This is a genomic window from Paenibacillus sp. FSL H7-0350 (genome assembly GCF_038593195.1).
Lineage (GTDB): Bacteria > Bacillota > Bacilli > Paenibacillales > Paenibacillaceae > Paenibacillus_AQ.
The window spans coordinates 4,607,172-4,630,876 of record NZ_CP151972.1; the positions used below are offsets into that span (position 1 = coordinate 4,607,172).

At 41.6% G+C, this 23,705-nt stretch carries 21 protein-coding genes and 2 pseudogenes; 10 read left to right on the top strand and 13 right to left on the bottom strand.

All coding sequences use genetic code 11. From position 1 onward, the window contains the following. Positions 1 to 270: 270 nt before the first annotated feature. The 7 genes from NYE24_RS21195 to NYE24_RS21225 all read right to left on the bottom strand — a co-directional run bounded on the left by NYE24_RS21195 (position 271) and on the right by NYE24_RS21225 (position 6,390). Positions 271 to 1,929 carry a hypothetical protein gene (locus NYE24_RS21195; RefSeq protein ID WP_342476581.1) on the bottom strand — a complete coding sequence of 553 codons (1,659 nt, stop codon included), beginning with the start codon at positions 1,927 to 1,929 and terminating at the stop codon, positions 271 to 273. Between the two features lie 135 nt (positions 1,930 to 2,064). Then, positions 2,065 to 2,517: a hypothetical protein gene (locus NYE24_RS21200; protein WP_342476582.1), complete on the bottom strand. Its 453-nt coding sequence runs from the start codon at positions 2,515 to 2,517 to the stop codon at positions 2,065 to 2,067. 368 nt (positions 2,518 to 2,885) lie between these two features. After that, positions 2,886 to 3,848, bottom strand: coding sequence for a helix-turn-helix domain-containing protein (locus NYE24_RS21205; RefSeq protein WP_342476583.1), 963 nt, complete (start codon positions 3,846 to 3,848; stop codon positions 2,886 to 2,888). Positions 3,849 to 4,122: 274 nt separating this feature from the next. Beyond that, positions 4,123 to 4,530: a hypothetical protein gene (locus tag NYE24_RS21210; RefSeq protein ID WP_342476584.1), complete on the bottom strand. Its 408-nt coding sequence runs from the start codon at positions 4,528 to 4,530 to the stop codon at positions 4,123 to 4,125. A gap of 89 nt (positions 4,531 to 4,619) precedes the next feature. Beyond that, on the bottom strand, positions 4,620 to 5,150 hold the full coding sequence (locus NYE24_RS21215; protein WP_342476585.1) for an ankyrin repeat domain-containing protein: 531 nt from the start codon (positions 5,148 to 5,150) through the stop codon (positions 4,620 to 4,622). Further along, positions 5,111 to 6,016, bottom strand: a complete 906-nt coding sequence (locus tag NYE24_RS21220; protein ID WP_342476586.1) for a copper amine oxidase N-terminal domain-containing protein — start codon at positions 6,014 to 6,016, stop codon at positions 5,111 to 5,113. The genes NYE24_RS21215 and NYE24_RS21220 overlap by 40 nt, the downstream gene beginning before the upstream one ends. Positions 6,017 to 6,075: 59 nt before the next feature. Further along, positions 6,076 to 6,390: a hypothetical protein gene (locus NYE24_RS21225; RefSeq protein WP_342476587.1), complete on the bottom strand. Its 315-nt coding sequence runs from the start codon at positions 6,388 to 6,390 to the stop codon at positions 6,076 to 6,078. Positions 6,391 to 6,565: 175 nt separating this feature from the next. On the opposite strand from NYE24_RS21225, the gene NYE24_RS21230 reads away from it, so the two are divergent. Beyond that, entirely contained in the window at positions 6,566 to 6,940 is a 375-nt protein-coding gene (locus tag NYE24_RS21230; protein WP_342476588.1) for a helix-turn-helix transcriptional regulator, read from the top strand. A 280-nt stretch (positions 6,941 to 7,220) separates the two neighbouring features. On the opposite strand, the gene NYE24_RS21235 is transcribed toward NYE24_RS21230, so the two are convergent. The 3 genes from NYE24_RS21235 to NYE24_RS21245 all read right to left on the bottom strand — a co-directional run bounded on the left by NYE24_RS21235 (position 7,221) and on the right by NYE24_RS21245 (position 8,710). After that, positions 7,221 to 7,859: a hypothetical protein gene (locus tag NYE24_RS21235; RefSeq protein ID WP_342476589.1), complete on the bottom strand. Its 639-nt coding sequence runs from the start codon at positions 7,857 to 7,859 to the stop codon at positions 7,221 to 7,223. Positions 7,860 to 7,899: 40 nt separating this feature from the next. After that, on the bottom strand, positions 7,900 to 8,247 hold the full coding sequence (locus NYE24_RS21240) for a hypothetical protein (RefSeq protein WP_342476590.1): 348 nt from the start codon (positions 8,245 to 8,247) through the stop codon (positions 7,900 to 7,902). Positions 8,248 to 8,440: 193 nt separating this feature from the next. After that, positions 8,441 to 8,710 (bottom strand): hypothetical protein, encoded by a 270-nt coding sequence (locus NYE24_RS21245; protein ID WP_342476591.1) that lies wholly within the window; start codon positions 8,708 to 8,710, stop codon positions 8,441 to 8,443. Between the two features lie 354 nt (positions 8,711 to 9,064). Here NYE24_RS21245 and NYE24_RS21250 point away from each other — a divergent pair, with 354 nt between their 5' ends. Together NYE24_RS21250 and NYE24_RS21255 are read left to right on the top strand one after the other, a co-directional pair. Further along, positions 9,065 to 9,802, top strand: coding sequence for a hypothetical protein (locus NYE24_RS21250; protein ID WP_342476592.1), 738 nt, complete (start codon positions 9,065 to 9,067; stop codon positions 9,800 to 9,802). A gap of 216 nt (positions 9,803 to 10,018) precedes the next feature. Beyond that, complete coding sequence (locus NYE24_RS21255) at positions 10,019 to 11,074, top strand: RelA/SpoT domain-containing protein (protein WP_342476593.1); 1,056 nt, start codon at positions 10,019 to 10,021, stop codon at positions 11,072 to 11,074. A 291-nt stretch (positions 11,075 to 11,365) separates the two neighbouring features. Here NYE24_RS21255 and NYE24_RS21260 read toward each other — a convergent pair whose 3' ends face one another. Continuing rightward, positions 11,366 to 11,593: a hypothetical protein gene (locus NYE24_RS21260; RefSeq protein ID WP_342476594.1), complete on the bottom strand. Its 228-nt coding sequence runs from the start codon at positions 11,591 to 11,593 to the stop codon at positions 11,366 to 11,368. Positions 11,594 to 11,613: 20 nt separating this feature from the next. After that, complete coding sequence (locus NYE24_RS21265) at positions 11,614 to 14,184, bottom strand: DUF4268 domain-containing protein (protein WP_342476595.1); 2,571 nt, start codon at positions 14,182 to 14,184, stop codon at positions 11,614 to 11,616. Positions 14,185 to 14,554: 370 nt separating this feature from the next. On the opposite strand from NYE24_RS21265, the gene NYE24_RS21270 reads away from it, so the two are divergent. From NYE24_RS21270 to NYE24_RS21285, 4 genes are all read left to right on the top strand, one after another. Further along, complete coding sequence (locus tag NYE24_RS21270) at positions 14,555 to 16,681, top strand: zinc ribbon domain-containing protein (RefSeq protein WP_342476596.1); 2,127 nt, start codon at positions 14,555 to 14,557, stop codon at positions 16,679 to 16,681. 519 nt (positions 16,682 to 17,200) lie between these two features. Then, on the top strand, positions 17,201 to 18,928 hold the full coding sequence (locus NYE24_RS21275) for an SIR2 family protein (RefSeq protein ID WP_342476597.1): 1,728 nt from the start codon (positions 17,201 to 17,203) through the stop codon (positions 18,926 to 18,928). A gap of 444 nt (positions 18,929 to 19,372) precedes the next feature. Continuing rightward, entirely contained in the window at positions 19,373 to 19,720 is a 348-nt protein-coding gene (locus NYE24_RS21280) for an N-terminal phage integrase SAM-like domain-containing protein (RefSeq protein ID WP_342476598.1), read from the top strand. Between the two features lie 18 nt (positions 19,721 to 19,738). Further along, positions 19,739 to 20,548, top strand: a complete 810-nt coding sequence (locus NYE24_RS21285; protein ID WP_342476599.1) for a site-specific integrase — start codon at positions 19,739 to 19,741, stop codon at positions 20,546 to 20,548. Here the strand turns inward: NYE24_RS21285 and NYE24_RS21290 are convergent. Next, positions 20,498 to 20,803 carry a hypothetical protein gene (locus NYE24_RS21290; RefSeq protein ID WP_342476600.1) on the bottom strand — a complete coding sequence of 102 codons (306 nt, stop codon included), beginning with the start codon at positions 20,801 to 20,803 and terminating at the stop codon, positions 20,498 to 20,500. The genes NYE24_RS21285 and NYE24_RS21290 overlap by 51 nt on opposite strands. Before the next feature lie 168 nt (positions 20,804 to 20,971). On the opposite strand from NYE24_RS21290, the gene NYE24_RS21295 reads away from it, so the two are divergent. The 3 genes and pseudogenes from NYE24_RS21295 to NYE24_RS21305 all read left to right on the top strand — a co-directional run. Then, on the top strand, positions 20,972 to 21,760 hold the full coding sequence (locus NYE24_RS21295; RefSeq protein ID WP_342476601.1) for a class I SAM-dependent methyltransferase: 789 nt from the start codon (positions 20,972 to 20,974) through the stop codon (positions 21,758 to 21,760). 70 nt (positions 21,761 to 21,830) lie between these two features. After that, positions 21,831 to 22,662: pseudogene (locus NYE24_RS21300) on the top strand (Rpn family recombination-promoting nuclease/putative transposase). A gap of 408 nt (positions 22,663 to 23,070) precedes the next feature. Then, a pseudogene (locus NYE24_RS21305) lies at positions 23,071 to 23,526 on the top strand (YhfC family glutamic-type intramembrane protease); the annotation flags it as partial. Positions 23,527 to 23,705: the final 179 nt, after the last annotated feature.

A 23,705-nucleotide genomic window follows, 5' to 3' on the forward strand; every position in this document is an offset into this window, starting at 1 on the left:
CGGGGGCAATGGGGGCTCCAATTCCCGCAGTCCATGACCCAATTGGAATCTCCAGTGCCCCGACTCTATCGCTTTCAGGGGGCAATGCCCTCGTTCTCGGGGGCGAACACTTCTGTCAGGTCCCGCCTAGGTTCAGGTTGGCTTTGTTCAGGTCGAGTTCGGGGTTGTAGTTCTTCGTCGGCCCTTCCCCGCAAAACATCAGCTTTCACACAGAGTTTACGGGAACGATGACCTCTAACTGCTTTTTTGACCAGGTTGTGTCGCCGCTCTTTACCGTTTTCCTTGGATGTTTCCGTGAGCGTGAGGCCTTCTTCGGCTAACTGTTTCCACAAGGTTTGACTGGAAATACGAAAAATGAGTCCCTTGTGCCGAAAGGAAGCGACACACTGCATTGTAGAGAACGTCAGGCAGAAAGTAATAGTAGTTGCTATCATGCCAGCCAACGTGAGTACCACTCTTGGGAATGTCCCCTTGAGAAAGCGGTTGGGTGGTTTCTGTGTAGATTGTACGATTAGCAAGGAGTTCGCTGACAATGTCTACAAAGCGTTTTGTCGCTTTGACCTCCGCCACCTGTTCTCCTTGCTCGCTCGCCGTTCCTACAAATCCCTCCCAGGCCTCCTCAAGAAGCTCATGTTTTTGTTCAGGTTCGATTGCACCAACACTTTCAGCGTAGTCTAGGCCTAGTTGGAGTCCGAGATGCAGCCAGGCTGCGGCTTCTACCAGCCTACCGTGTACGTGTAGTCGGGAAGCTTCGTTTCTTCTTTTGAAAAAGATTTCTCTCAGCCGGTCGTCACTTTCCGACATGGCCTGTCCAAGCCACTCCAAGTACCCGACCATCGCCTGACTTAAGAGCGGAGACTGCTGCTGGGCAGTAGTTAATTTGTCAAGATCGAGATCACCTTGTCTAAGTTCAACGGGGAACAATCTGGCAATACTTGATCCACCGTCTAGAACATCCTCTGCTGTTACAATAGCCATGCCCCTAGGAGGGTAGTCGGGCCGGAGGCTAGTATCTTGCCTCATGCGGCCTCGTCCAACCCTGTCTCCGTAAGCCCTTAGGATTTGCTGAGCTAGTTGCGTCATGCTTTTCGCTTCTCTCGGTGAACTGGTCGGGTGGTAATCATCTATTAGTAGTAATGAATCTTTGACATCAAACCCACGCTTCTCCACAGAGTTTGCCGTATCTTTAAAACTTGCTGGAGGGCGTTCTAACAGATCACCGAAATGGCATGAGAACAACTTGGCGAGCGTTGTCTTACGAGTTCCTGTGTAACCGTGCAGCCACATGAGGAATTTTGGCTCTAGACCGACTGTTCTCAACCATTCACACATTGGAGACAGAAAGGTCAGCCCCCACATTGGTAGCGTAACCCGATGTGGCGCAATGTTCAGCAAACCCAGACTTGCTTTCATAGCCTCTTTTCGATCACCTGATGATTTAGGCAGATTGTAGTTTCTCAACCTTGGGTCGATCTCGACCTTAACGTCTGTTGCTCCCACAGCTCCTTCCGCGTGAAGGTATCTGAAAGTCCCCCCCACTTTCACCCAGCCTAGATGGGCGAACACACGTTCTTTGGTTGCTCCTGATGCTGTTGTCTGGATCGCGTGGCGGACGGTGTCCCTGACCTTGTTCCCAGGTTGTATGTTAGGCTCTGGCCCCCACTGCTCCAGCCACTTCATGCTCTCGAAATCGCTCGCTGCGACATGTATGGGCTGCAGTCGTTTTCTACTATGTAGCAAGACTCCCTCCAGCTCGTAAAATCGTTGTTGCTCCGAACCATCATCCTTGACGACAGTTTTATTTATCCAAGCGAAAAAGTTAGCCAGTGGAAAATCATTACGATTGCCATCCTTATTTGTTTGGACTATACAAAGGTTTTTCTCTGCTATTGAGTACCGACTTGGCAGCAGAGCTTCCTTATCCTTCATGTAATCTGGCAGCGAAGCATGGTTCATTCTCCTTTAATTAAGTATTGTTGGTGTCGTCAAACTATCAGCATCGAAAAATCCAGGTTAATACTATTCAGTTTTCAAAGATCAAAATTGCCTTACCAAGCAGTTAACTTATAAGGACAGCGGTACAAAAGCGACTTCTTTATCATCTATGGTAAGATAGGTCACTTCATAGAACGAGATACTGGTTCTTTCGCTGAAGTTGAGATCGAAAAGCGCCGTAAGTTCATCTACCAGTTCTCCTGAATAAATAACCGATCTATTGCCTATCTTTCTTAATGTGAAGAATGAGTCATTCTCAGGAAGTTTGGATCCAACAGCAATCCCATTGTTGTTGAAAGCAATTTGCACTTTTGAAGGAGAGCCGAGCTTACTTATCAAATTGGGGCTGAAAGTAATGCGTTTTCCGTTACCTGGGGTACTTACCATGGAAAACGCACTTTCACCGCTCGCGCCCTTGCTTTTATGCTTACTGCCGACCCCTTTAAGATCACTGATTAGCTCAGCGTGTTGGGAGGGGTCAATCTGTTGATCTGTTACGATTTCTTCGTGATTTGTTGTCATTGATTTGCTCCTTTTTTAGATGTTAAGGTCGTTAAAACAACCTTACAAACCAAAGAATACAGGAAAGCCTAAGAAAGCTCAGAAATGACAATTCGATTGGCAGCAGATATAACGCGAAAAAAAAGCCAGGGCCTGTGAGAGGCCTTGGCTGATATGGGTTGTATGAATTAATAATTCCCAAAAGTCTTGTGTTTTTCGTAATGCTTAAGTCCTTCTACGAAGGCTTCATTCACTTTCTTTAGTAATTCACCTTGAACATCCACCGTGCTAAGTTTGGACTGTTTCAATGACTTTCTTAAGTGTTTTTCCAATCGTTCCATCACAATGATTTGCCTAATGCTATATTCTAAGGAACTAATAGGTGTAAACTAAAACTCGAACGGCTTTTCGGAATCCGGTTTGCATTCACCGCTCAGTTCTTTTTCCGCTTTCATCTCCCAATCTAATGGCTGCACTAAGATCAATACCTTTGAAGGTTTTTCATGCTTTTTTCTCAATAACTTTCTCTTGAAGGTTTTTTTAATATCATCATCAGCTTCGGTTACTTCTTTATCTTCGACATATTTTTTAATGAGTCGCCTTATGAACCTTGTGTATCTCGAATGCTCAGGTGGATGGAGTTTACTCGACGTTGAAATTGTGATTTCAAGTTGGCTCTCATTCAATGGCTCAATGTTGCTAATATTGATTGCACAGAAAAGTTCGTAGTCATAATTCAGTTTGATCAATCCCGCATTTTCGAGGAATCTCCCCAGATACAGCCGATGCACGTACCAACAAGCGCTACCAGCCCTACGTTCATGTTCTAACTCGAAAAACCGCGTTTCAAATTCCCTTCTTATTCGCCTTTGCTCACTAAATGTTACTCTGTTCCTGTTCTCTACTCTGTTATGGGATATCAATCTATGCGCGGAAGATGTACTTAAAAATGTGTTGAATTTTTTTAACACAGTGTCCTGTACCATTTTAATCGTCCATTCAGTAACATGGTATCCTTCGGATATTGGGTGTTCTTTCAGGAGGTTAATTATCTTTTCTTTTTGTTTGGAATTTAAACTCGTCGGCCTCCCGCTACGGTCCTTCTCTCGAAGCGCTTCATAACCTTGGTCGTTGAATTTGAGAATCCATCTTCTTATCGTTTCAGTAGACACATTTAACTCATCGGCAATCTGCTTGTTTGACAACCCTGTATGTTTAAGTAGGACAGCCCTCAGCTTTACTCTAAATCTCTCATCACCGATGTTACTTTGTAATTCATGTTGCATTAATTCAATCGTTTCCGCATCTAATTGCATAGCTCTCACCTGTTTAGTAAAAATCGTTAGATTCATTCTATCACAAGCAGCTCTTCTCGCATCGTAATTATATATGGATGAATATACTTTTGATTTTTTCGGGTTTCTTCACAATTGTATGATCAGGAGTCTACTTTATAAATACGAGGAATTAAACAGGTATATAATACACATTGCTATCCTCTATAAATCTACCCCATGGAATAATGTCCTTCTCCAAAAGATACATGAGCCTATGTATGTATTGAAATTGTTTTATGAGGGGAAGGAAAAACCCCGACCTAGAGAATTCGGGGTATCTTGAAGAGCTTTACTTATTCAGCTTTAATCTGATTTTAGGACTTACATCGCTCGTTTCAATATCTGTATCTATGTTGTAGTTCTTTAACATTGCCACAACAAGAACAACCGTCAACGCTACAATAGCTGTGATGATGACCGTCTCCGTTATACCCAGGAAACCTGGTTGCGGCTGAACGAAAGATGCCTTTTCCAGCAACCTCAGCTTGTCCTTAACCTTGTAGGCTCTGCCCACGTTTTCTGCCAGCTCGCCCACAACGATGATGGTACCGTATCTCTTGCTTACAGCATCCTCCAGCTCTGCTTTAGTGCTGAGTGTGACTTGCCGATCTGAGAACGTCTCTGCTCTTCTCACCGCTGCCTCAGCTTTTGTCATGTCTATCTTGTTTCTCAGCATGTCAAAAAAAAGAATTGCCAAGTGCTACGCCTCCATTCTACTATCTATTATTTATAAATTCCCCATGTCCTTTAGAAGCGACATGGGGACTTGTAATTTATAAAGACTCGTTACTTTGTAGCAGCTTCTAGAAGCGTCAGGATGTCAGCATATCCACTATCCCTTGCCGTACTTAGGGCAAAGTCATTTGGAACTGCACCTGCTTGAAGCAGCAGCTTCACGGTTGAAGCTTTTCCGCTGTATGCTGCTGAACTAAGTGCTGAAGTAAAGGAATATCCTAGGTTCGGGTCGGCACCCTGCGACAGCAGATACGTGACGATTTCGTCGTTGCCTTTAAGTGCTGCTGCCATCAGCGGAGTCCGGTTTTGGGGTAGAGCGTTAGCATCGACATGGTTTGTTCCGACTAGACGCTGTACTTCGCTAAGCACTCCGTCCTCAGCCGCCTGCACGAGACCCATCTCGCCTGTGTAACTCGTCCCTGTTCCTTTATCCAGACGCGCCTGTGCCTCATCGTCAAACTCAATGGCCTGACCTTTGCCGCGATTGGCCTGTAACTGATACTCTTCTAAAGCAGTAAAGATATTACCGGCTACGAAAACTGTTACAGGAGCATCATACTGAACGCCAAGACGATTGAGCACACTGATTTGAGATTTGCCTGTTGAAATCCCCACCATTTCGATGATATCTTCTTTAGCCAGCTTCTTAGAACCGGCGTAGAAAATCTGGAAGAACAAGCCCCCGCTTTCATTCTCTCCATAGGCCATAGTAGTGATCTGTCCATTTTTGCGGTCAATTCCTGTACGTCGAAGATTCGGATTCGATTAACCTCAGTAATTGCGGAGCTGTACTGGGCTGGATTTTTTGACATATTAGCTGAACTTACCTGTTTTGCTTTGTCGTAGAGAGAGAACTTGTCCCGATTAGTCGCAAAGAACGCATCACTGTTACTCTCCAGAATCTTATAGGTAGCATCTGGCATCTTGACCCCTGTCGACGTTTCGCTCTTTATCGCGTCCCGCATGACAGAGGCATAGCCTTTATACACGCCGCTATCCGCTTTCGGAAGCTGGAATTTGTCGGTTGAAATGAGGACGGAACGAGAAGTGCTATCCCATTCGACCTTCTCACCAAGGGCTTCACCGATGAAGCGTAGCGGCACCATTGTACTGCCATTTATGATTTGTGGAGCAGCGTCCAATGCCACTTTGGTTTCCCCGATCCAAGTACCTTTCCAACCAATCTGCAAGCGGATGGTCTTGTCATCCTTTGTAGCGTCGATAATTTGCTGTTTTCCATCCCACTTGACCGTTGCGCCTAGTGCCTCAAAAATAGCCCGCATGGGAACCAATGTTGATCCGTCTTTGATGATTGCCGATTGTTCGAAGGTTTGTAGTTTTCCTTTCAGATACACATTGATTGTGCTGTCTGCAAGAGCGGTCCCAACTTGTGTGAAGAGCAAGGTAGCGACGGTAAGCGTAGTGATAATTTGGTTTTTTACTTTCATCTGTATATTCCTCCGGTTTTGAGAGTGTATTCGATGCTCTGTTGTAGTGTTGACGGATGTTAAAGGGCTTCGGAAATTGCACGAATCCACTTACCCCGCCCTGATACGATGAACTTGTGGGTTTTGCCGTTTTGGTCGGTAACCTTGAACGCATTCGGTATTGGCATCAGCGGCAAAGCCACCGCTTTCTTGTATCTCAAAATATCAGCTAGTTTGATGGCAATAGTTCCTTCACCAATGTTCATACCGGTTCCGACAAATACAAGCCGCTGATTAGTAAGTATTAGCTTTCCACCTTGGGAAATGAGTGCAAAACGCGCACGATTGGCCTTGCCTTCCTTGATAAGAACTTCTCCTTCATTCATGCGAATCATGGGATGAGCCTCCTGGTTTTAAGTTATGATTTTGTAATGAAAAATTTTACTTTATCGTATTTAATAATACATAATAAAACAGTAATTTGTATTATTAGATGGATTAAATCATTAAATACGTATTCTTGGTAGTTGGCAGGGACTGCTGATTCTCTTTTACGCTTATTATGAGGTGATGCTCGTGGTGCATAAGGCGAAGAGCGACCAAAAAGAGGCAGAGACATTTGTAAAAGGATTAGGGGAAAAGATTAGACTACTTCGCGTAGAACAGGGGCTGTCTCAAGAGAAGCTTGGGGAACTGGCGGAGCTGAACTCAAATTACATCGGACAGATTGAGAGAGGCGAAAAAAGCATTTCGGTCTTTACCTTAAAGAAGATAGCCGAAGGCTTATCCCTGTCATTAGAGGAATTATTTCGTATGATTGACCCTGCTAATCGGGATGACGCACTGGGAGAAATCATTGCGCTCATGCTGGAGCGGCCTGTCTATGAGCATACAAAGGCGTTGGCATTACTGAAAGCGGCTTTAGAATGGAAGGAAACTGAATAGAAATTGAAGGCTTGTCGTCCAGATCTCGGGCGGCAAGCCTTTTTTTAACCCTGAGAAGTAGCAAATTGAATTCGAGTTTGACTTGGATTTCGTGGATGGAGCTTACAAAATTACAGATGCAGAGGGAGAGGGCCATCGGATTTGTAGAGTGTGTGAAGAATGGCTTCAATGATTTCGTTGCAAATTTCTCTGCGTTTGACCCGACTATCTTCTTAAACGAATAAGGCTGGGTAATCCTTAATGGATGGTATGGGGTATCACCTCCTTTCAGGGTAGTGCGTCATGCTTTTTTCAGATATTTCGGATTAATAGTTACCGATTCTTCAGCGTGTTTAATGTAGAACCTCATGTCGCGTGTGGATTGGTTGGCCTGTTCCGTGAATGCCTCCCGAAGCGTAGCGCCTTCCAAATTGAAGTAGTCACGGCTTTTTTGGCTTCCGAAGAGGGCAATCATGGCGTAGTGGTAGCTAGCTGGATTGCAGATTCCTGCTGTACCGAGGGGGATATGGTCTGTAATTTTCCCGATGGTGAGCTTTTCGTTGTCCTCTTTATGCTTGTCCAGTACCAGCAGTAGGCAGGCAAACAGGATATCAGCATTTGAGCGCAAGGTGATTTTCTTAAGGTCAAAGCGCTGCGCTTCGCAGTTACTCCAAGTGAACTGCCGAATGGTTGCCTCTTTGGTACTGTAAGTATTGCTGATATTTTTGTAGGCATGACGGTTACCGTAGGCTTTAAGAAAGCGATCCAGCCGGACGCGTCCGTCGGCTCCAGGGAGCTTGGGCAGGACAGCCCGGAAAAACCGGGTGTAGCGCTCCATGTCTTGCAGGGATTGGGTGAGGTCCTGGTCGCTGTCTTGGTGGTTGATCTCCTTGAGAAGCTCGGACACGGCATGGAGTCGATGATGATCGGTCAGTTCCAAGCTGTCGGGCCGCAGGAGGTGCAGTAGGAAGGCGGTGGCATCAAAGCCGCGCTGCCAGTCGGGCAGCTTCTTCCCAAAAACTGAAGGAGTCAGCAGAGGGGCTAGTGACGGTGTCGGTGAACTCGGGCCATGCCTTAAGAACAGTGGCGATGGTTTTTCTGTGAGAGAGAGCCATGTCCTTGCGCTGCCAGTCGCCAAAGTGCCACCCCAGCGCCTGCTTAAGTGTGTCAGAAGAAACAGCCTTCGGGTCACAGAAAAGCCGCTTCCACTCCTCCATTGGCTCGACTGGGTATCTAGCGTAGGGAAAGCGTGACAGATGCTCGTCTGTACGTTCATGGATGATTGTGGCGAGGGCTCGTTTTTCTTTTTTGTTGAGGGTTAGAGTCATGGTTGCTTGATCTCCTTTGCTTACTGAAGTCTAGGTTTAGAACCAAGGGGTCGGGTCAGTCAGGGGCGTTGTTTGTGATCGGTCGGCTGAATTACTGGCTTTGCTTTCGGCCGCTTCCTTTGCATGTGAGGACACGAGAAAGGGCAGGCCTAATTCGGATACCCAGCCAAGTGCCAACTCAATGGGACTTCCTTCAACAGCGGGGGGGGCCGTCAGCCCAATCTTTTTCTAAGCAGAACTGAATGCTATTCTCGTCCATCGTTACAAATAAGTCGGTACCATCGTAATAAGGGTTTACTGTGTCTCCTTCTTTAAAAGTAAGAGCGACTCGTACTTGGTGTACGGGCCGCTCTTTGTCGTAAACTTGAATTTGTGTTTCTGCAATCGCCAAGAAGTGAACATCGTCTTGGGGGTTGAAGGTTGATTCGAGTAGGGCGAGTAATTGCTTTTGATTTTTGTTCATTTTAGACCTCCATGATTATAATCAAAGTTATTATATATAGATGAAAGTTGTTTTGTAACAGATTTGAAAATTCTCATGACATATAGAAGAGTAAGTCGCACGAACTGTGGAGTAGTGCTGAAGTGAGGTATTGGTCAGAGTATTTATATTTCTCCAGGTTTGGATAAGGTACTTACCCTAGGTTGTTAATTATTCGACGGGATTTCTTAGAGTTTTCAGGTGACAAGCTCGGTAAAATCATCATTGTATTTCGGATAATAAAAGAATATAAAAAAGGGAAAAGTATATGAATTAAAGTTTATAAGTGTTAAGATGAGTTTAATTAATATGGATTGAAAGGCATGGTGGTAATGTATGCTATATTCCGACGAAGAGTTCGCTGAGAAGGTTGGTGAGAAGTTAGGGAACGTACGATTCTTTAAAAAGATATTAAGAGAAATTGGGCTCATCGGGTCGAGACAGCAATTGAATGATGTCCAGTTGGGGTATTTTGAAGAAATACGTAAGATAAAGGAAGAGAAGTCTTTCACATGGGAAACGGCATGCAAGGCTATTCTGCAAGAAAAAGAGGATAAGGAATATAAGCAAGTTGTCCCCATGTTTAGCCTTAATGAACAAGCTCAATTTATTGAAGAACTTATTTCGAAAATTGAAAAGAGAGAACTGATACCTGAGAGTTACAGTAAGTATTCAGAAATAACAGATTACATATTTGCTCTTTCTGATGAACTAGCGAATAAACTTGGAGGGTATGGTACTGATTTCAATGGGGCTATTACTCATAAAATCAACTATAAACAGGGTTGTATTATTGTGTTGGGGCATAGGATAGACTTGAAGGGGAAATCATTTGAAGGTACTTTTGTTTTCTATAAGCCTAATTATTCAAATGATATCTTTGATAGCAGATTCATAACAAGTTCATTCCAGCATACCGAGCTCTTGGATCGTTTGTTCCAAGTGATTTGCTCGTATTCTTCATTAGATTTTTTTGGTTATATGACAGAAGAAGGTAGAGCATTAAGGTATTGTAATAAGCATGATCTAACAAGGAGAATTAGACCATCAACTGAATTGTTCTTAGGCATGTAATAGTCCTTGTATATTACGACAAATTGTGGATTTACCACGCCACCAGTTGTTTAAACCCTTGTCCATGCAAAACCACAACGGTTAATACTGGACAGGGGTTTAATATTCTTCTATTTATTTTTTGACCGTGTTTGTTGGAAGAACGAAAAAGATGAAGGAACCAAATCTGATTTGTAGAATAGTAGTAGTATTCCATTAATTAAAGGTAGGTGGCGTATGTCAGCACAAGTTAAAAATATAGATGAAATTATGCAGTGGTACACAATAAATCGACCAAAGTATTCTAGTCTTGCAAGTAAAGTCGAAAATATAATTGAAGAAGTGTTAGATTCTGCAGGAATTACATACTATTCAATATCGAGTAGAGCAAAAGAGACTGATAGCTTTTTTAAGAAGGCATCGAAGGATAAATACAATGATCCAATAAATCAAATTCAGGATTTAGCAGGTATTCGAATTATTACATATATTAAATCTGAAGTAATCAAATGTTGTGAAGTAATCAAGCCCTTGTTCAAAATCGACGAAAGTAATAGTGTGGATAAGGGTATGGAATTGGGTAGCGACAAAGTAGGCTATAGATCCGTTCATTATGTTGCTACTCTAACTGATAGTAGGTTAGAACTGCCTGAATATAAAATATTTAAAGATTTAACTTTTGAAATTCAAATTAGGACGATTCTTGAACATGCATGGGCAGACATTGCTCATGACAGAAGTTATAAATTCAAAGGTGAGTTTCCGTTAGAGTATGACATCCAACGTAGATTTGCTTTGGCTTCTGCAACATTAGAACTTGTTGATAGGGAGTTTGATTCCATTGCCCAAACATTAGATATATATGAAAGTGAGACAGTAGAGAAAACCAAACGGGGTGAGTTGGACATTTCAATTAATATCACATCACTAAGTAATTATTTGCCCCAAAAGTTGGAGTTGTTAATTAAAAACGAGGATTTTGCTCCTGTCTTTAATAAAGGTGCGGAAGAAATCATTGATGAGCTATTAGCATTCGGTATAAAAAGTATTTATGAACTTGACCAAATTATTACTGATAATCCTTCAAAATTCACATCCGGTCATAATAACTATGTTGGTTTTTTAAGAAATGTAATGATGTATACCGACCTAGATAAATATTTCAGGGAAGCATGGAATGACCACTGGTCTGGAATTGACATTGGAACAATAAACTTATTGAAAAAGGCAGGGGTGGACATCATGCCCTATGTAATTAAGCATGATATGGCTGTAGATACTAGAGATGAATAGTGATTCTTAGTTATCTTATTTCGTTAATCCCTCTTAATTTAGTAGATCAGATAACTTAAGACGCTGACTAATGAAATTTATTGGCTGATCCATTAGAAAAGATATTAAAATCATGTGTGGTTATATAATTTAGAATAGGGCTGCATCTTGGTTCATGCCACCTCCCCAAACAACCTGAGCATTACGCGGCGGCGAATTGTGGATTTGCCGAGCTGTGGTTTGCATCTAAACACCCTTGTCCACATAAAACCACAATGGTTAAAGTAGGATAAGGGTTCTTCAATTGGATGATTAATCTTTCGGAACCACATACTCTGACAATTTTATGCCTTTGCTAACTTCTGTTGCGTATGAAATGTTGATACCAGAAGCTGCTACAATGTCCTTAACACTGTAGTGGTTTCTTTGTATGACATCCGCATATTTAACACCGAATAAATGAATTTTAGCAACTTGTTTTCCGTGAGGTGCCTTATTATACATGTCACTAAGAATTCTCCCTAACTCCTGAACATTCACATGATATCCCCTTTCGCAAATTATTTATTTATCTGTCGATCCAATCCTTCTAACACCGCCTTCAGTTTATCAAATTGAGTAATAAGCCATTGGAAGTGCTGTTGGTAAAGCTCTGGGTTATGGATATCGGCATCTAAGGAGTGCAGAATCCTCTTTGCTGTACTTTTTTCACGGCTGGTATACCATTCAAGTTTTCCACCATATGTTTCTTCTATGTCAGCCTTAAGTGAATCTAATTTGGCGAAGCTCTCCGAATTGTAGACATAAAGGCCAATGCGTAGAATTTTCTTTCGAACAAGCTGAAAGAAGATGTGGTAATTTCGGCTACCGATTGTGACATCATACCAATCATCATAGGAGGGCTTGCGGGATGCAATATCCTCCCCTCGTCCATGCTCTTTGCAATACTCTACAAAGTTGCTCCAAAAGTCGTAGCGGAGGTAATGGCGATCAGATAGGTCACGTGTAGTATCTGGAGATACTTGCTGTGTTACGGGCAAGGCTTCTTCAACTGTTAGTTCAGGAACCTCTGCACGTTCATCACCAACAAACTCGACATGGAGTAAATGAGCCTTCTGCTCATCGGTATATGAGAGTCCCCATCTCGATTCCATAAATTTAAGCAAAAGCATCCCTCTATCCAATATGTTCTGTGCCGTCCAGGTACCTTCTGAAGCAACTTCGATTTCCGAGTGCGATCCGTTCGCGTACCCTCGGCGGCCAGAAGATGAAGGGTTTTTCTTATCTGGGAAACCGTCGTTTTGCAGAGAGGAGTTAATACTCTGAGCAAGCGGAAGCAGGTTGCCCAAGGAAGCAGACAACAGCTTTATCTCTTCCTCGGTGTACTGTCTGAATTGATTGCGCCAGTAACTTTTTGTCGGGGTCTGCGGTAGTATATGTTCAATCGTTAGCTTCTCCTTCTCAACTTTAGTGAACATACTCCAATCTACTTTCTGCAGATTGTATCGGGTTGCCAGTTCATATTCGTACTCGTACAGGAAGTATCGAAGATCGCGCCAGCCGTAGAATCCCTCACCTGAATCGAAACGTCTATCGGTACGTGTGATAAAGTTTGCAATAAGAGCAGCCATATCCTTGTTGAGAGTTGCATTTAAGTCATCAGTGACCGATGATAGTGTATTGCTGTTCCAAAGAACGTCTCTTGCCTTATTGTAATAATCACTACTTTTGTAGCTTGCATTAAATCCGCCAACACGGAATGAGAGGAATATAAATCGCTCTATCGTTTTATAAAGTGCAATCCGTTCGGTAGAAGGTGTCAATTTTGCTGTGGCAAGTGAAGCTACTACAAGTGGCCGGAAATATCCGATTCCTACACGATTCAGTTTATCGATCCACACCTTTTCTCCATCGGTAAGAATAGTACTGTCGCTTGGGAAATAGCTATAGTACCAGAACTCCGCTAGTTTCTTCAAGCTGTTCACATAGTTACTGATCTCCATTGGTGTGAGCTTGCTGACCAGAATAGGTTCTAGTTCAGGCGTATCGTCAGGTATATCATCATCAGAGGCTTCAAAATCAGTCAATGGTTCAAATATTTCAGCTTGTGTGGTGATAGTAAACTTCTCAAAGACGTTTTTCGCGGAGAACTTGCCCAGTAGGAAGCGTATATAATCGTCTCCCCGCTTCCGTGAATACTGGAAGTATGTAATCCAATGTGCTCGGAGGAAGTCATCGTCAGAAAGCGGTGCATCTTGGTTACGCCCAAGTTGATAGTACACCTCTTTCCATGCATCATTAATGTTATTTCGAAGTTGTTCCTTATCCCTTGCATCCAGTTGATCATTATCGAAAAGTGTGGTCAGGTAAATAAGTCGGTTTTTCAAGAGTTCCAGATTAGTGAGTTTTTTGCCACGGTTGTTCATTGTTTCGAATGCTACAAAAACATCATAATCATCCTCTATTTCGTGAAGATTGAACATCAGACGCAATGTGAGTTTCTTGTATAAAAACTCAATCCCGCCCATGCCTTCGCTCTCGTATATTGCCCTTAAGTTTTTGGCAAAGAACGACTTCGCGTATTTCAAATTCTTCGTATAGAAGGTTTCAAAAACCGTTCCGCCGAAAGGTTCCTCAAATACCTTGTATTTTAGGTATTCGGAACTTGGATTATCAGTCTCATAACCGAACAGATATGTTGTCACGATATTCTGGGGCGGACGCTTCCGAAGTACGTACTTCGCCTTGATATCCTTCAACGATTCATATCCGAGGAAAATCACTTCTTCAGGCTTGTCCTTATTTTCTGGAGCGTTTTTGACTATAGACACTATTTCGTGCATCAGAATTGAAAACGTGGTTAGCCGTTGCTGCCCGTCAACAATATGATATGGTTTATAGCCGATATCTAGTAGCCACTCGTCCTCGTGCCACTGGTGCGCTTCCTTTCGGCTAACAGCCTTAAGTGAGAGTAGCCCAGTGTAGTGATATCTATCCTCGTGCAGGTTTAGCAAGTCTTCCCAAAAATCCGCAAGCTGCTCGTGTTTCCACGCATACCCACGTTGATAGTCAGGTATGCGGAACAGTCTGTTTTGAAAAAGCACGGATAAAGATTGAAGTTCATTCGCCATTTTAGAATTCTCCTTATCGCATTTCGTGGTCACTGATCGCTGATTTTAAAGGCATGGTAAGAAAGAATGCTATTGCCTTTGTATTCTTCGTCAGATAACATACCTTGCTTCCCAAATACAAAGATCATAATTTTTATTTCGACACGGGGCGGACAAAGTCCTTTGGCTTTGGCTTATCCGTATGCGGAGCTTGTTGACACATCTAATCGACTTGATGAACAACAAAAATTAAATACGTGCATTAGAAATCTTAGTGCCTAGTAAAATCCGACGCCGCGTGATGATTTGATTTTTTATGTTGAAGTTTGAGTTAATTTGGTATAATTTTGCATGAATATATCTTGCTAACGTGAAAGGTGGAAGCCGCATAATGTTCTGCTCCAATTGTGGTACGAAATTAGACGATAATGCAAAGTTTTGCTTTAATTGTGGAACAAAAACGATCGGAGTTAATGATATACAAGAGTCACCGCAGTCAGAAGGACAACAGCAAAGTTTAGTGGGACAAAAGCCTCAGAGTGCCCGAACGTCCCAAACTGAAAGTTTTAACTTGTTGGGATACGAAGTAGAACTTCCTAAGAAAACAAAGGACTATATTTTCATTCGTGGAGAATTTCAACAGCTGGCTTGGGAGGCTAGAGAACAGATGTCCCGAAACTTTGGGACAAAGTACCACAACCTAGACGACTTAATCCGTCATGGGGATAGCGATGCAGATGATCTTATCGGATCTGCAATGGAACACGCAATCGAAATGTTGAAGCGTTTTGGTGTTTACCACATCAGTTTAAGCCGATTCACCGATGTTGCATATGAGTATATAGGCAATTGGGAAGAAAATTTTAGTGAAATTCGAGAAAAATTTAAAGAACTAGTGGAATATAAAGAAGCGAAGAAAGAATACCGTTCAGATCGTAAATCGGGGAGAGGGCGGATGGTAGGAGGAGGGTTCGGTTTAGGTGGTGCAATGAAAGGGATGGCAATGGCCGGAACAGCCAATATGACAACTGGTCTGCTGCATTCGTTTTCAAACGCTATGGGTAATGCGGCCACAAGCGCCGAAGTGAATAATCTCAAGAACAAAATTTTTAAAGACCCTGATACGAAGAAGACGCTTTGTTTGTCTGTTTATTTTGATATTTATTACATACATCGAGCTGTTGTAGAGTGTATCAATGACAGTGGGGTGTCACTCGCCGCAGAGTCGTACACAAGCATCGAACAAGAAAAAGCTTCTATTATATATAACAATATTATGGACGGCAGTGTCAGGAATGAAGACCGTAGGCGGATGATCGCTGAGATCTTGGTGAAAGATCCATTCGATATAGATTACTATGAACTTGCCTTGAAATATAGCTCAGATGAAGATGAAAGTGATCTGATTAACTATGCCCGCTATTTTGAAGTGCCGATAGATCAATTAATTCAAGACCTTAATGCAGCTATTGAAAGTGAGCAACGTCTAGCGCAGCTATTTGGGGATTATACTGTGGAACTGGAACAAAAGTTGAAGAATAATAACTTATATCAAGCTATCAAATCTGAGCTGGCAGATCAACCAACTAAGTCGGTACAGAGGGCATTCTTCTCAATCCAGAATGAATCGGTGAAATCCAAGTTATACCTTATTCAAGGGGAAATGACTGAGAAGTTATTGACAAAGTTGGCTAATGCCAAGGCCTCTTATGCACCTATTCAAGACGAGGCACCTATTCTCTTATTTGACAATACCGCTTTTGGGAGTGCTAAAGACGGCTTCTTGATTACGGATCAGAATATATATGCACACAATATGATGGCGAAGGGATTAAGTATCAGCTTACAGGGGCTTCAGGAGATGCGTCTGTCCGGCAGTGCGATTCTTATTGACGGGCAATCGGTAGATATAAATCTAATTAGCGGCAAGGATCGGAGTGAGTTTTATGAGTTTGTTGAACTCTTAGTATTTGTTCAGAAATACGGAGGAGGGATTGGTACAATCAATGGGACAGGGATAGTTGAACATAGCCGTGCTTCTTCCGAATTACAGTTATCGAAGACTGAGGTTGCGGTATCTTTAGCTGCTACTTCTAATTCGATGAAGAATAAAGATAAGATTATAAAAGATATTAAGGATACTATATTAAGTATCAAGAACGAGGGGATTCGCAAATATCTATTTCTCGAAAATGAAAATGAGAAGGTCACTAAGAAGTATCAGAACGCATTCGAAGCTTATGCAAAGCTGGAAGCCGATGAAAGGGCTATTGTTCTGTTTGATAACACTGGCTTTGGTAGCGCCAAAGACGGTTTTCTGATTACCAGTCGGCGGATTCACATCCACAACATGCTGCAAAAGCCAGTTACAATTGACATCTCCAGTGTTGTATCTGTGAATTTAAAAGGTGCTGAGTTGCTATTTAACCAGCAGGCAGTGGGAATTAACATGATATCTTCATCAGCCAGATCCGAATTTAGGTCGTACATAGAAAATTTCGTTAATCAGTTGAAGTAATTTAGGCAACCTCTCCATATAATCTCAGCATTACGCGGCGGCGAATTGTGGATTTGCCAAGCCACGACTCGTAAAAATGAACCCTTGTCCATATAAAACCACAATGGTTAATGGACAGGGTTCATAACGGTTATTTTTATGATCACATTAATAATTTAATCTTGTGAGGGTACCGTCAGTTGTGTCTCTGCGACGCTTTTGACGGCTCTTTCGCTATTTTTCGCGATTATTGCGGTATCATCCTTAAGAAAGGTTTTTTAAAGTCGATTTTCATTTTCACTTGTCTAATATTGGATATTGATGGTAAGGTAACTTCTAGAGAACATTTTAGCAAAAGATTAAGAACGATATCCTGCTTTTACTTTTTGCTTCGTTGCTATACTTTGTGTCTTTGTTTCGCAGACGCTCTTGATGGTCCTTCAGCTTTATTAGTGATAAGGTCGTTTGTAATAGGGGCTTTGTTTATAATTGCCTGTTTGGATGAAGATCCGTATTAAGAACCGAAAGAGGGTCGAACTTGTGAGTATACCTGAATCTTTATTAAAAGCGATGCATGCGAAAAGGGTGGTTCCTTTTATTGGAGCTGGTTTTAGCTATTTTTTTGGAAATCCTTCATGGGATACTCTTCTTTTGTCAATTACACGACATAGTAAGATAAATCTCAGTTTGTCAGAAAGTGATCTCAAGGGAAAAGACCCCTTACAAGTAGCTGAAGCATTATGGCAGTTCTATAAGAAGAAGCATTTTGCTGATAAAGTTGAGAAATTTAAAGAACAACCGTCATTTAAAAATATAGATGATGATGTGAAATTGCAGGGGTTTCTTGGTAGTAGAGTGAACCAAGAATTATTGAAAGAGTTTAATGAGATCGTAGTTGAATGCGTGCACGAGAACTCTAAAGAAACACATCGTAAGCAACCTGAAATTGAAAAATTGAAATTATTAGGTGATCAATCCTTTCAATCAATAGTAACAACGAATTACGATGAAAATTTAGAGAGAGAAATATTCGTAGGGACAGAAATTACTTTTCCCGGTGTTGGAAAAGAACTTTCGTTGAACGAAAAGGGTAAGGTAATCTACAAAATCCACGGGCACATTTCAGAACCGGCTAGTATAGTTTTAACCCATTCACAGTACTATAATTTCATGCATAACTTTGGTTATTACAAAAGTAAATTATACACAATATTTGCAACTAATGTTATTTTGATGCTTGGTTACGGTTTTAGGGATATAAATATACATGAAATCTATTTTCATTTTAGAAAGGATTATGATGGTATCATTAATGAGGTTGAGAAGGATCAGCCTAAGGCATTCCTTGTATTAACCGAACATGATAAAAACTCTCTCGGTCAATACTATGAACTACATAAGGATTTTTTGCATGGTTGTGGTATTACTGTACTTGACGAAGGCTTTAGTGACTTGCCAGAGTTTGTCGAAAAGTTAACAAGTGAACTGAGTACTTACAAAGAAAGATTGGACTTTGATAATATTTTATCTAAAGAGAATTACCCGCAAATAAAAGATGCTATCAAGCGTGCGCTAAATAGAGAAATTACAGTGGTTACTGAGCATTTAGTTGCAGATTACCTAAAAGCAATTTCCAAAATATTTACAGATCCAACAAGTTTAATGATATTAGCTCCTGATACTGAGTTTGATTTCACTGGCCAACTACCTGACCGTGCAGGACTCAGGTTACTTGACTCAGTGGAAGCCATTATTAGGGAGTATTCTGACACTGATTATATCGAGGAATATAACGAGATTATCTATTATTCCATGGAATTTGCAAATGATGCTAGGTACATGATAAATGACTTTTATTATTTCCCTGACCGATTTAAGAGATTTCTCAACCTCTGCAAACTTTCAACAAACCTTACTTTGCCAAATAAACTCAGGAGCAAATTTACGGAAATGTTTGGGGATGTATTGAGTTATTCTAGTAAAGAGTATGGGAAATGTCATGGCGGAGCAATACTGTTAGAGGAAGAAGGAAAGAACATTCCCGAAAGTGTAGTCAAAATTTATGTCGAGGGAAGAAAGAAAGCCGTAACTAACGCAGTGGCATCTGGAGATCGTTATGGTGTCTCTATGAGAAGGAAAGAAATCGATTGGATTGAATATTTCTTGAGATTCGATGTGTACTCGAGTGATTTTAAGAAACAATTAGAAGGCTTTGTTACCGATATTAAAGGATATATTGATGAAGGTAAGTTGATAATATCTTGGTGATATAACGATTTTGAAAATATGTTTTCCATGGTCACTCCTATTACGGCTTAGGGCGGTTAAGTGCAGGGAAGGGACAACTCCTTTCAATATCACGTAAAAGAAGTTAGAAACGTCTGTGAGAACGGGAAATCTGATAAAGAGTAGTGACAATATAAGCTTCGAAATTATGCCACATCCCCAAATATCCTCAACATCACACGGCGGCGAATTGTGGATTTGCCAAGCCACGGCTCGGCTCCATCCTAAAACCCGCTCCCAGAGCGGGTTTTTTACTTATACAGGTCTGGATTGTAGCCAAATTGTAGCCAACACTCGTTTAACTGCGTGATTCTTGAGGGTAACTGTAGTCCATTTGGCTACAGTTCTATCTATTAACAAAATATCTTACAGCATGCTATCCTAACCTTAGGTAGAGGAATCCCCTACGGCAAAGAGAATTAGGAGATGATAGCATGGCAGGGAGGCATCACCAAGGTTGGAACCAAATTTCGGGTTACTTTTGATTTCGGTACAGATAGTAAAGGCAAACGAATCAGGAAATATACGTCCGCTTCCTCTGAGGCCGAAGCTAAAAAGTTATTGAATGAATTTGAATATAATCAGCAACGTAATTTATTGCTCCAGACGACAAAAATGACCTTCTCCGAATTTCTTGAGCATTGGATAGAGAACTACGTAAAGTATAACTGCGAAGAGACAACCATTTATGGTTACAGAAATATTATCTTTAAGCATATTATTCCTTTCTTGGGTAACTTCGAGTTACAAAAGCTGCAACCTGCACACATTTAACAGTATTATAAATATCTAATGGATGACAAGCAGCTTTCTCCAAATACTGTACATAAACATCATGCCTGTATTCGGAAAGCGTTGGATTACGGCCTGAAGCAGCAATTTGTGCATCGTAACGTATCAGACGCTGTAACTCTTCCTAAGAAGGAACGGTTCGTAGGCCAGTCTTATACACGGGATCAATTAAATATTCTGTTAGACAGAGTAGAAAACACCAAGCTTGAATTACCCGTATATCTGGCCGGTTATTTGGGACTTAGACGTGAAGAGATTGTAGGTCTTCAATGGAAGTATATTAACTTCAAGGATAGGAGCATCCAGATAGCAGAGGTTCGTACTAGCGCAGGCAGTAAAGAGATTATAAAAGCCCCCAAGACGGAACAGAGCAAGCGTGTGCTTTATACGACGGATGAACTGTTTGAGGTCCTTACCAGGGCCAGAGAGCGTCAAGAAGAGTACAAATGGATGTTGGGTGATGAGTACATAGATAGTGGCTATGTTTATATCCAGGACAATGGAAGGCCGTATCGTGTGAATACGCTGACTGAGCAATTTGGCTTATTCTTAGAGCGTAATGCATTGCCTAAAATCAGACTTCATGATTTGCGTCATACTTTTGCAAGTATTCTCTATGAAGCGGGTGTTGACTTAAAGGCAATCTCGGAAGCGTTAGGGCATTCTGATTTGGCTACAACAAACAAGATCTATACTCACCGGTTTGATAAAACACATAAGAAAACAATCAATGCGATGAGTACAGCACTTAATTGTATATTACGGAGTATAAAAAACCGTCAGAATGAGTACACAAAATATAATTGCTGATAAATTAATTCCTATCCCTAAAAGCGAGATATTTCTATTTTTTTTATTTTTAAGACCTATTAGTCCGAAAATTAATCCTATAGGACTAATATAAAAGAGAGAAAAAAAGCCGATACCATCTACAAGCTGACCTGCTTTTATAGCATAATGATCAATAAGAGCAATTAAGATTACATAAACACCAATTATAAAAGAATAGAATGAAAAATTCTTCTTTGATATTTTTTTACTATTCATTTCATTTTCACCATCCATTTTTTTATAATTAATACATATAATACATATATCATACATGTGTATTATATGTAAAATAAAACTACATATTCCGATACCATAAAAGGACCACAGAAGGTATTGAGCCTCTATGATACGGAATCGGAAATTAAAGGGTTTTATCCTTAGGCACGCCAAAGGATAAAGCCTATGAATGGGAGAACACCAGTCGATCTTGGATGTGGTCCTGGAACATTGACCCGAAAAATATCGAAGTGGTTGTACCATGATGTTTCTCTCATAGGCGTTGACCGTGATTCTGCTTTTATTGAGTACGCTAGTAAAGAAGCTCAAGAGCAAGGTATGAATAATATTACATACATAGAAGGGGATGTACTAAAAATTCCTCTTCCTTCTGATTCTGTGGATGCCTGCCTATCGCATACTGTGATTGAACACGTTCCTAATCGGGATTTCTTACTTGAACAACAGCGAATATGTAGATCAGGCGGTATGGTCTCAGTGATGAGTTCTCGACCTGAGAAAAGCATTGTCTCCACGCCGTTATCTGCTCCACATGCAGAGATGTCAGTGAGGGAACAGGAATTATGGAAACCGATTCATGACATCTGGTCCAGGAAGGATTCTTCAAGGGGAATCGGCAACTATGCAACAGACCCATCGTTATTACCAATATTATTCGAAGAACTTGGTTTCGTTCATATAGAAGTAGACGCAATTACCCTGCCAGTGATTCTAGATAACCCAAGTATTTCTATAGATCAAAAGCTAAGAATGGTAGAGTTGGATCGTCAGCAGGCCATAGAAGGATTAGAGATGGGATTAAACCAACTTGATGAAGAGTATGCATATGCAGAGGAACTCAAATTATTGATTTGTGATCGATATAATAAGCGTAGAGACCTCGTCATAGGCCAGAAAAGGGTATGGGATTTTCAAATTTATATGCTGTTTGTAGTGCGTGGAATGAAACCCTAATTATTTAATATCAAGATAGAGTCAATAGCAATTCAAACTCCGCACTTGAAAAATGCTATAATAATAACGAATGGAGCCGATGCCGATGGATTTACTGGACCCACGTGTGGATTTTGTGTTCAAACGGATATTTGGCAGCGAGAATAATAAGGACGTGCTGCTGGCGTTTCTTAACCGCATTTTTACGGAAGCTGGCGGGCCGCCGTGTTGACTGAGATAATCCTGATGAACCCGTATACGGATAAAGATGATCCGCTCGACAAACAATCCATTTTGATGTTTATGCGAAGACCTCTGAAGGTAAACTAATTGATATAGAGATGCAGTTATTTAATAAGTACGACATAGAGAAAAGAACGCTCTTTTATTGGTCCAAACGGTATGCGAGTCAACTCAGTGAGGGTGAGAAGTATCTAGAGTTGAAGAAATGCGTAACGATCAACATTCTAAACTATTCGTTCTTGAAGAATGAGCAATATCAAAATATATTTCATCTGCGGGAAGACCGAACAGGGATATCCTTGATTGACGACATCGAGGTTCATTTCTTGGAGTTGCCGAAGCTGGATGAACGTAGTGTTCCGTCTGAAGGCGGATTGATCAATTGGCTGTTGTTCCTGAAAGGTGCCGATACATCACAATGGGAGGTGCTGAAGATGAATGAGCCAGGATTGGAGAAGGCCATGGATACCTTGCAATATTTGAGTCAGGATTCAGAGGCCAGACGGTTGTATGAAGCCAGACAGAAGTATTTGCACGATGAGGCCTCCATGCTGGGAAGTGCTAAATTAGCAGGTATAAAGGAAGTCGCGAGGAATATGCTTGACTTGAATCTGGACATAATGACGATTGTAAAGGCTACAGGATTAACAGAGCAGGAGATCAATGCTTTGAGAAAGTAAAGAATGAGGGAGCATCCAATGTTAGGGGGCTCCCTTGTGTTACTAATGATGCCTCACCTTATACTATTTATGAGTACTATTTTTCTACAAATCCATTTTGCTGATGGCTTCTGTACATTAGCAGAGGCGTTAGAGACAGGAATATAATATAAGTTATGGTATTATTCTTTACCATGTCAATTCAGATGAGGGGCTTCTAGGGTGACATCAAAACTGTAACTACACTCGTAGAAGCTTATGTGCCGTTATCTTCGGACAGGGGGGCGGGCTCCCCTCGGCTCCATATGGAGTAAAGTAGAAGACACCTTGAAGGGTGTCTTTTTTCATTTTTGCGGTTATTTTGGACTATAAGACAGCCCCCTGGACCTATAATAAAAACAGCGGCCACATGGTTTACTCGCCAATCCGTTACTTTTCGCAGTGTATGGGGCACTGGTAGCTGGGATTTTTGAAGAGGCCGGCAGATATTTCGGGTTCCGCTTACTGCTTAAACATAATCGGAAACGAAGAGATGGCATTGCATACGGACTGGGCGATGGGGGGGGTGAAGCGATATTTATTGCCGGAATGACCTCGATTCAGTCGCTCGTATATGCCGTAATGATAAATACGGGCAAGCTTGAGCAGTCACTGGGCGGGAAAGCATCACCCGATGTATTGGCAGATATCAAGAGCAAGCTGCTGAATGCTTCATTTTATGAGGTTCTTCTGGGAGGCTTGGAACGGATACCCGCACTTTTTATTCAAATTGCTCTATCGCTTATTGTCCTGTACGCAGTGCGTGCAAAGAGGAAAATAGTTCTGGTGTATGCCATTTTATTGCATGCTCTTATTGATTTCACTCCGGCTCTCTATCAGGCGTAAGGCGTACCCAGGGAAAATCAGCTTGTGGTTTGTGGAGATTCTCCTGCTACTAATCGGAATTGGTGCTTTCTGGCTGATCAGCCGCTCGTGCAAATGGCAAATTTGGTCGGTTGATAATCACTAGATTTTTGGAGCTTGGTTGATTTTTAGATGGAACTAAACTAACGGGCAGTTATCTA

Excerpts from the sequence above, each read along its gene's own strand:
- NYE24_RS21195 (WP_342476581.1), bottom strand. The coding sequence starts at position 1,929 with ATGAAGGATAAGGAAGCTCTGCTGCCAAGTCGGTACTCAATAGCAGAG.
- NYE24_RS21200 (WP_342476582.1), bottom strand. The coding sequence starts at position 2,517 with ATGACAACAAATCACGAAGAAATCGTAACAGATCAACAGATTGACCCC.
- NYE24_RS21205 (WP_342476583.1), bottom strand. The coding sequence starts at position 3,848 with ATGAATCTAACGATTTTTACTAAACAGGTGAGAGCTATGCAATTAGAT.
- NYE24_RS21220 (WP_342476586.1), bottom strand. The coding sequence starts at position 6,016 with ATGAAAGTAAAAAACCAAATTATCACTACGCTTACCGTCGCTACCTTG.
- NYE24_RS21225 (WP_342476587.1), bottom strand. The coding sequence starts at position 6,390 with ATGATTCGCATGAATGAAGGAGAAGTTCTTATCAAGGAAGGCAAGGCC.
- NYE24_RS21230 (WP_342476588.1), top strand. The coding sequence starts at position 6,566 with ATGCTCGTGGTGCATAAGGCGAAGAGCGACCAAAAAGAGGCAGAGACA.
- NYE24_RS21240 (WP_342476590.1), bottom strand. The coding sequence starts at position 8,247 with ATGACTCTAACCCTCAACAAAAAAGAAAAACGAGCCCTCGCCACAATC.
- NYE24_RS21245 (WP_342476591.1), bottom strand. The coding sequence starts at position 8,710 with ATGAACAAAAATCAAAAGCAATTACTCGCCCTACTCGAATCAACCTTC.
- NYE24_RS21250 (WP_342476592.1), top strand. The coding sequence starts at position 9,065 with ATGCTATATTCCGACGAAGAGTTCGCTGAGAAGGTTGGTGAGAAGTTA.
- NYE24_RS21255 (WP_342476593.1), top strand. The coding sequence starts at position 10,019 with ATGTCAGCACAAGTTAAAAATATAGATGAAATTATGCAGTGGTACACA.
- NYE24_RS21265 (WP_342476595.1), bottom strand. The coding sequence starts at position 14,184 with ATGGCGAATGAACTTCAATCTTTATCCGTGCTTTTTCAAAACAGACTG.
- NYE24_RS21270 (WP_342476596.1), top strand. The coding sequence starts at position 14,555 with ATGTTCTGCTCCAATTGTGGTACGAAATTAGACGATAATGCAAAGTTT.
- NYE24_RS21280 (WP_342476598.1), top strand. The coding sequence starts at position 19,373 with ATGATAGCATGGCAGGGAGGCATCACCAAGGTTGGAACCAAATTTCGG.
- NYE24_RS21285 (WP_342476599.1), top strand. The coding sequence starts at position 19,739 with ATGGATGACAAGCAGCTTTCTCCAAATACTGTACATAAACATCATGCC.
- NYE24_RS21290 (WP_342476600.1), bottom strand. The coding sequence starts at position 20,803 with ATGGATGGTGAAAATGAAATGAATAGTAAAAAAATATCAAAGAAGAAT.
- NYE24_RS21295 (WP_342476601.1), top strand. The coding sequence starts at position 20,972 with ATGAATGGGAGAACACCAGTCGATCTTGGATGTGGTCCTGGAACATTG.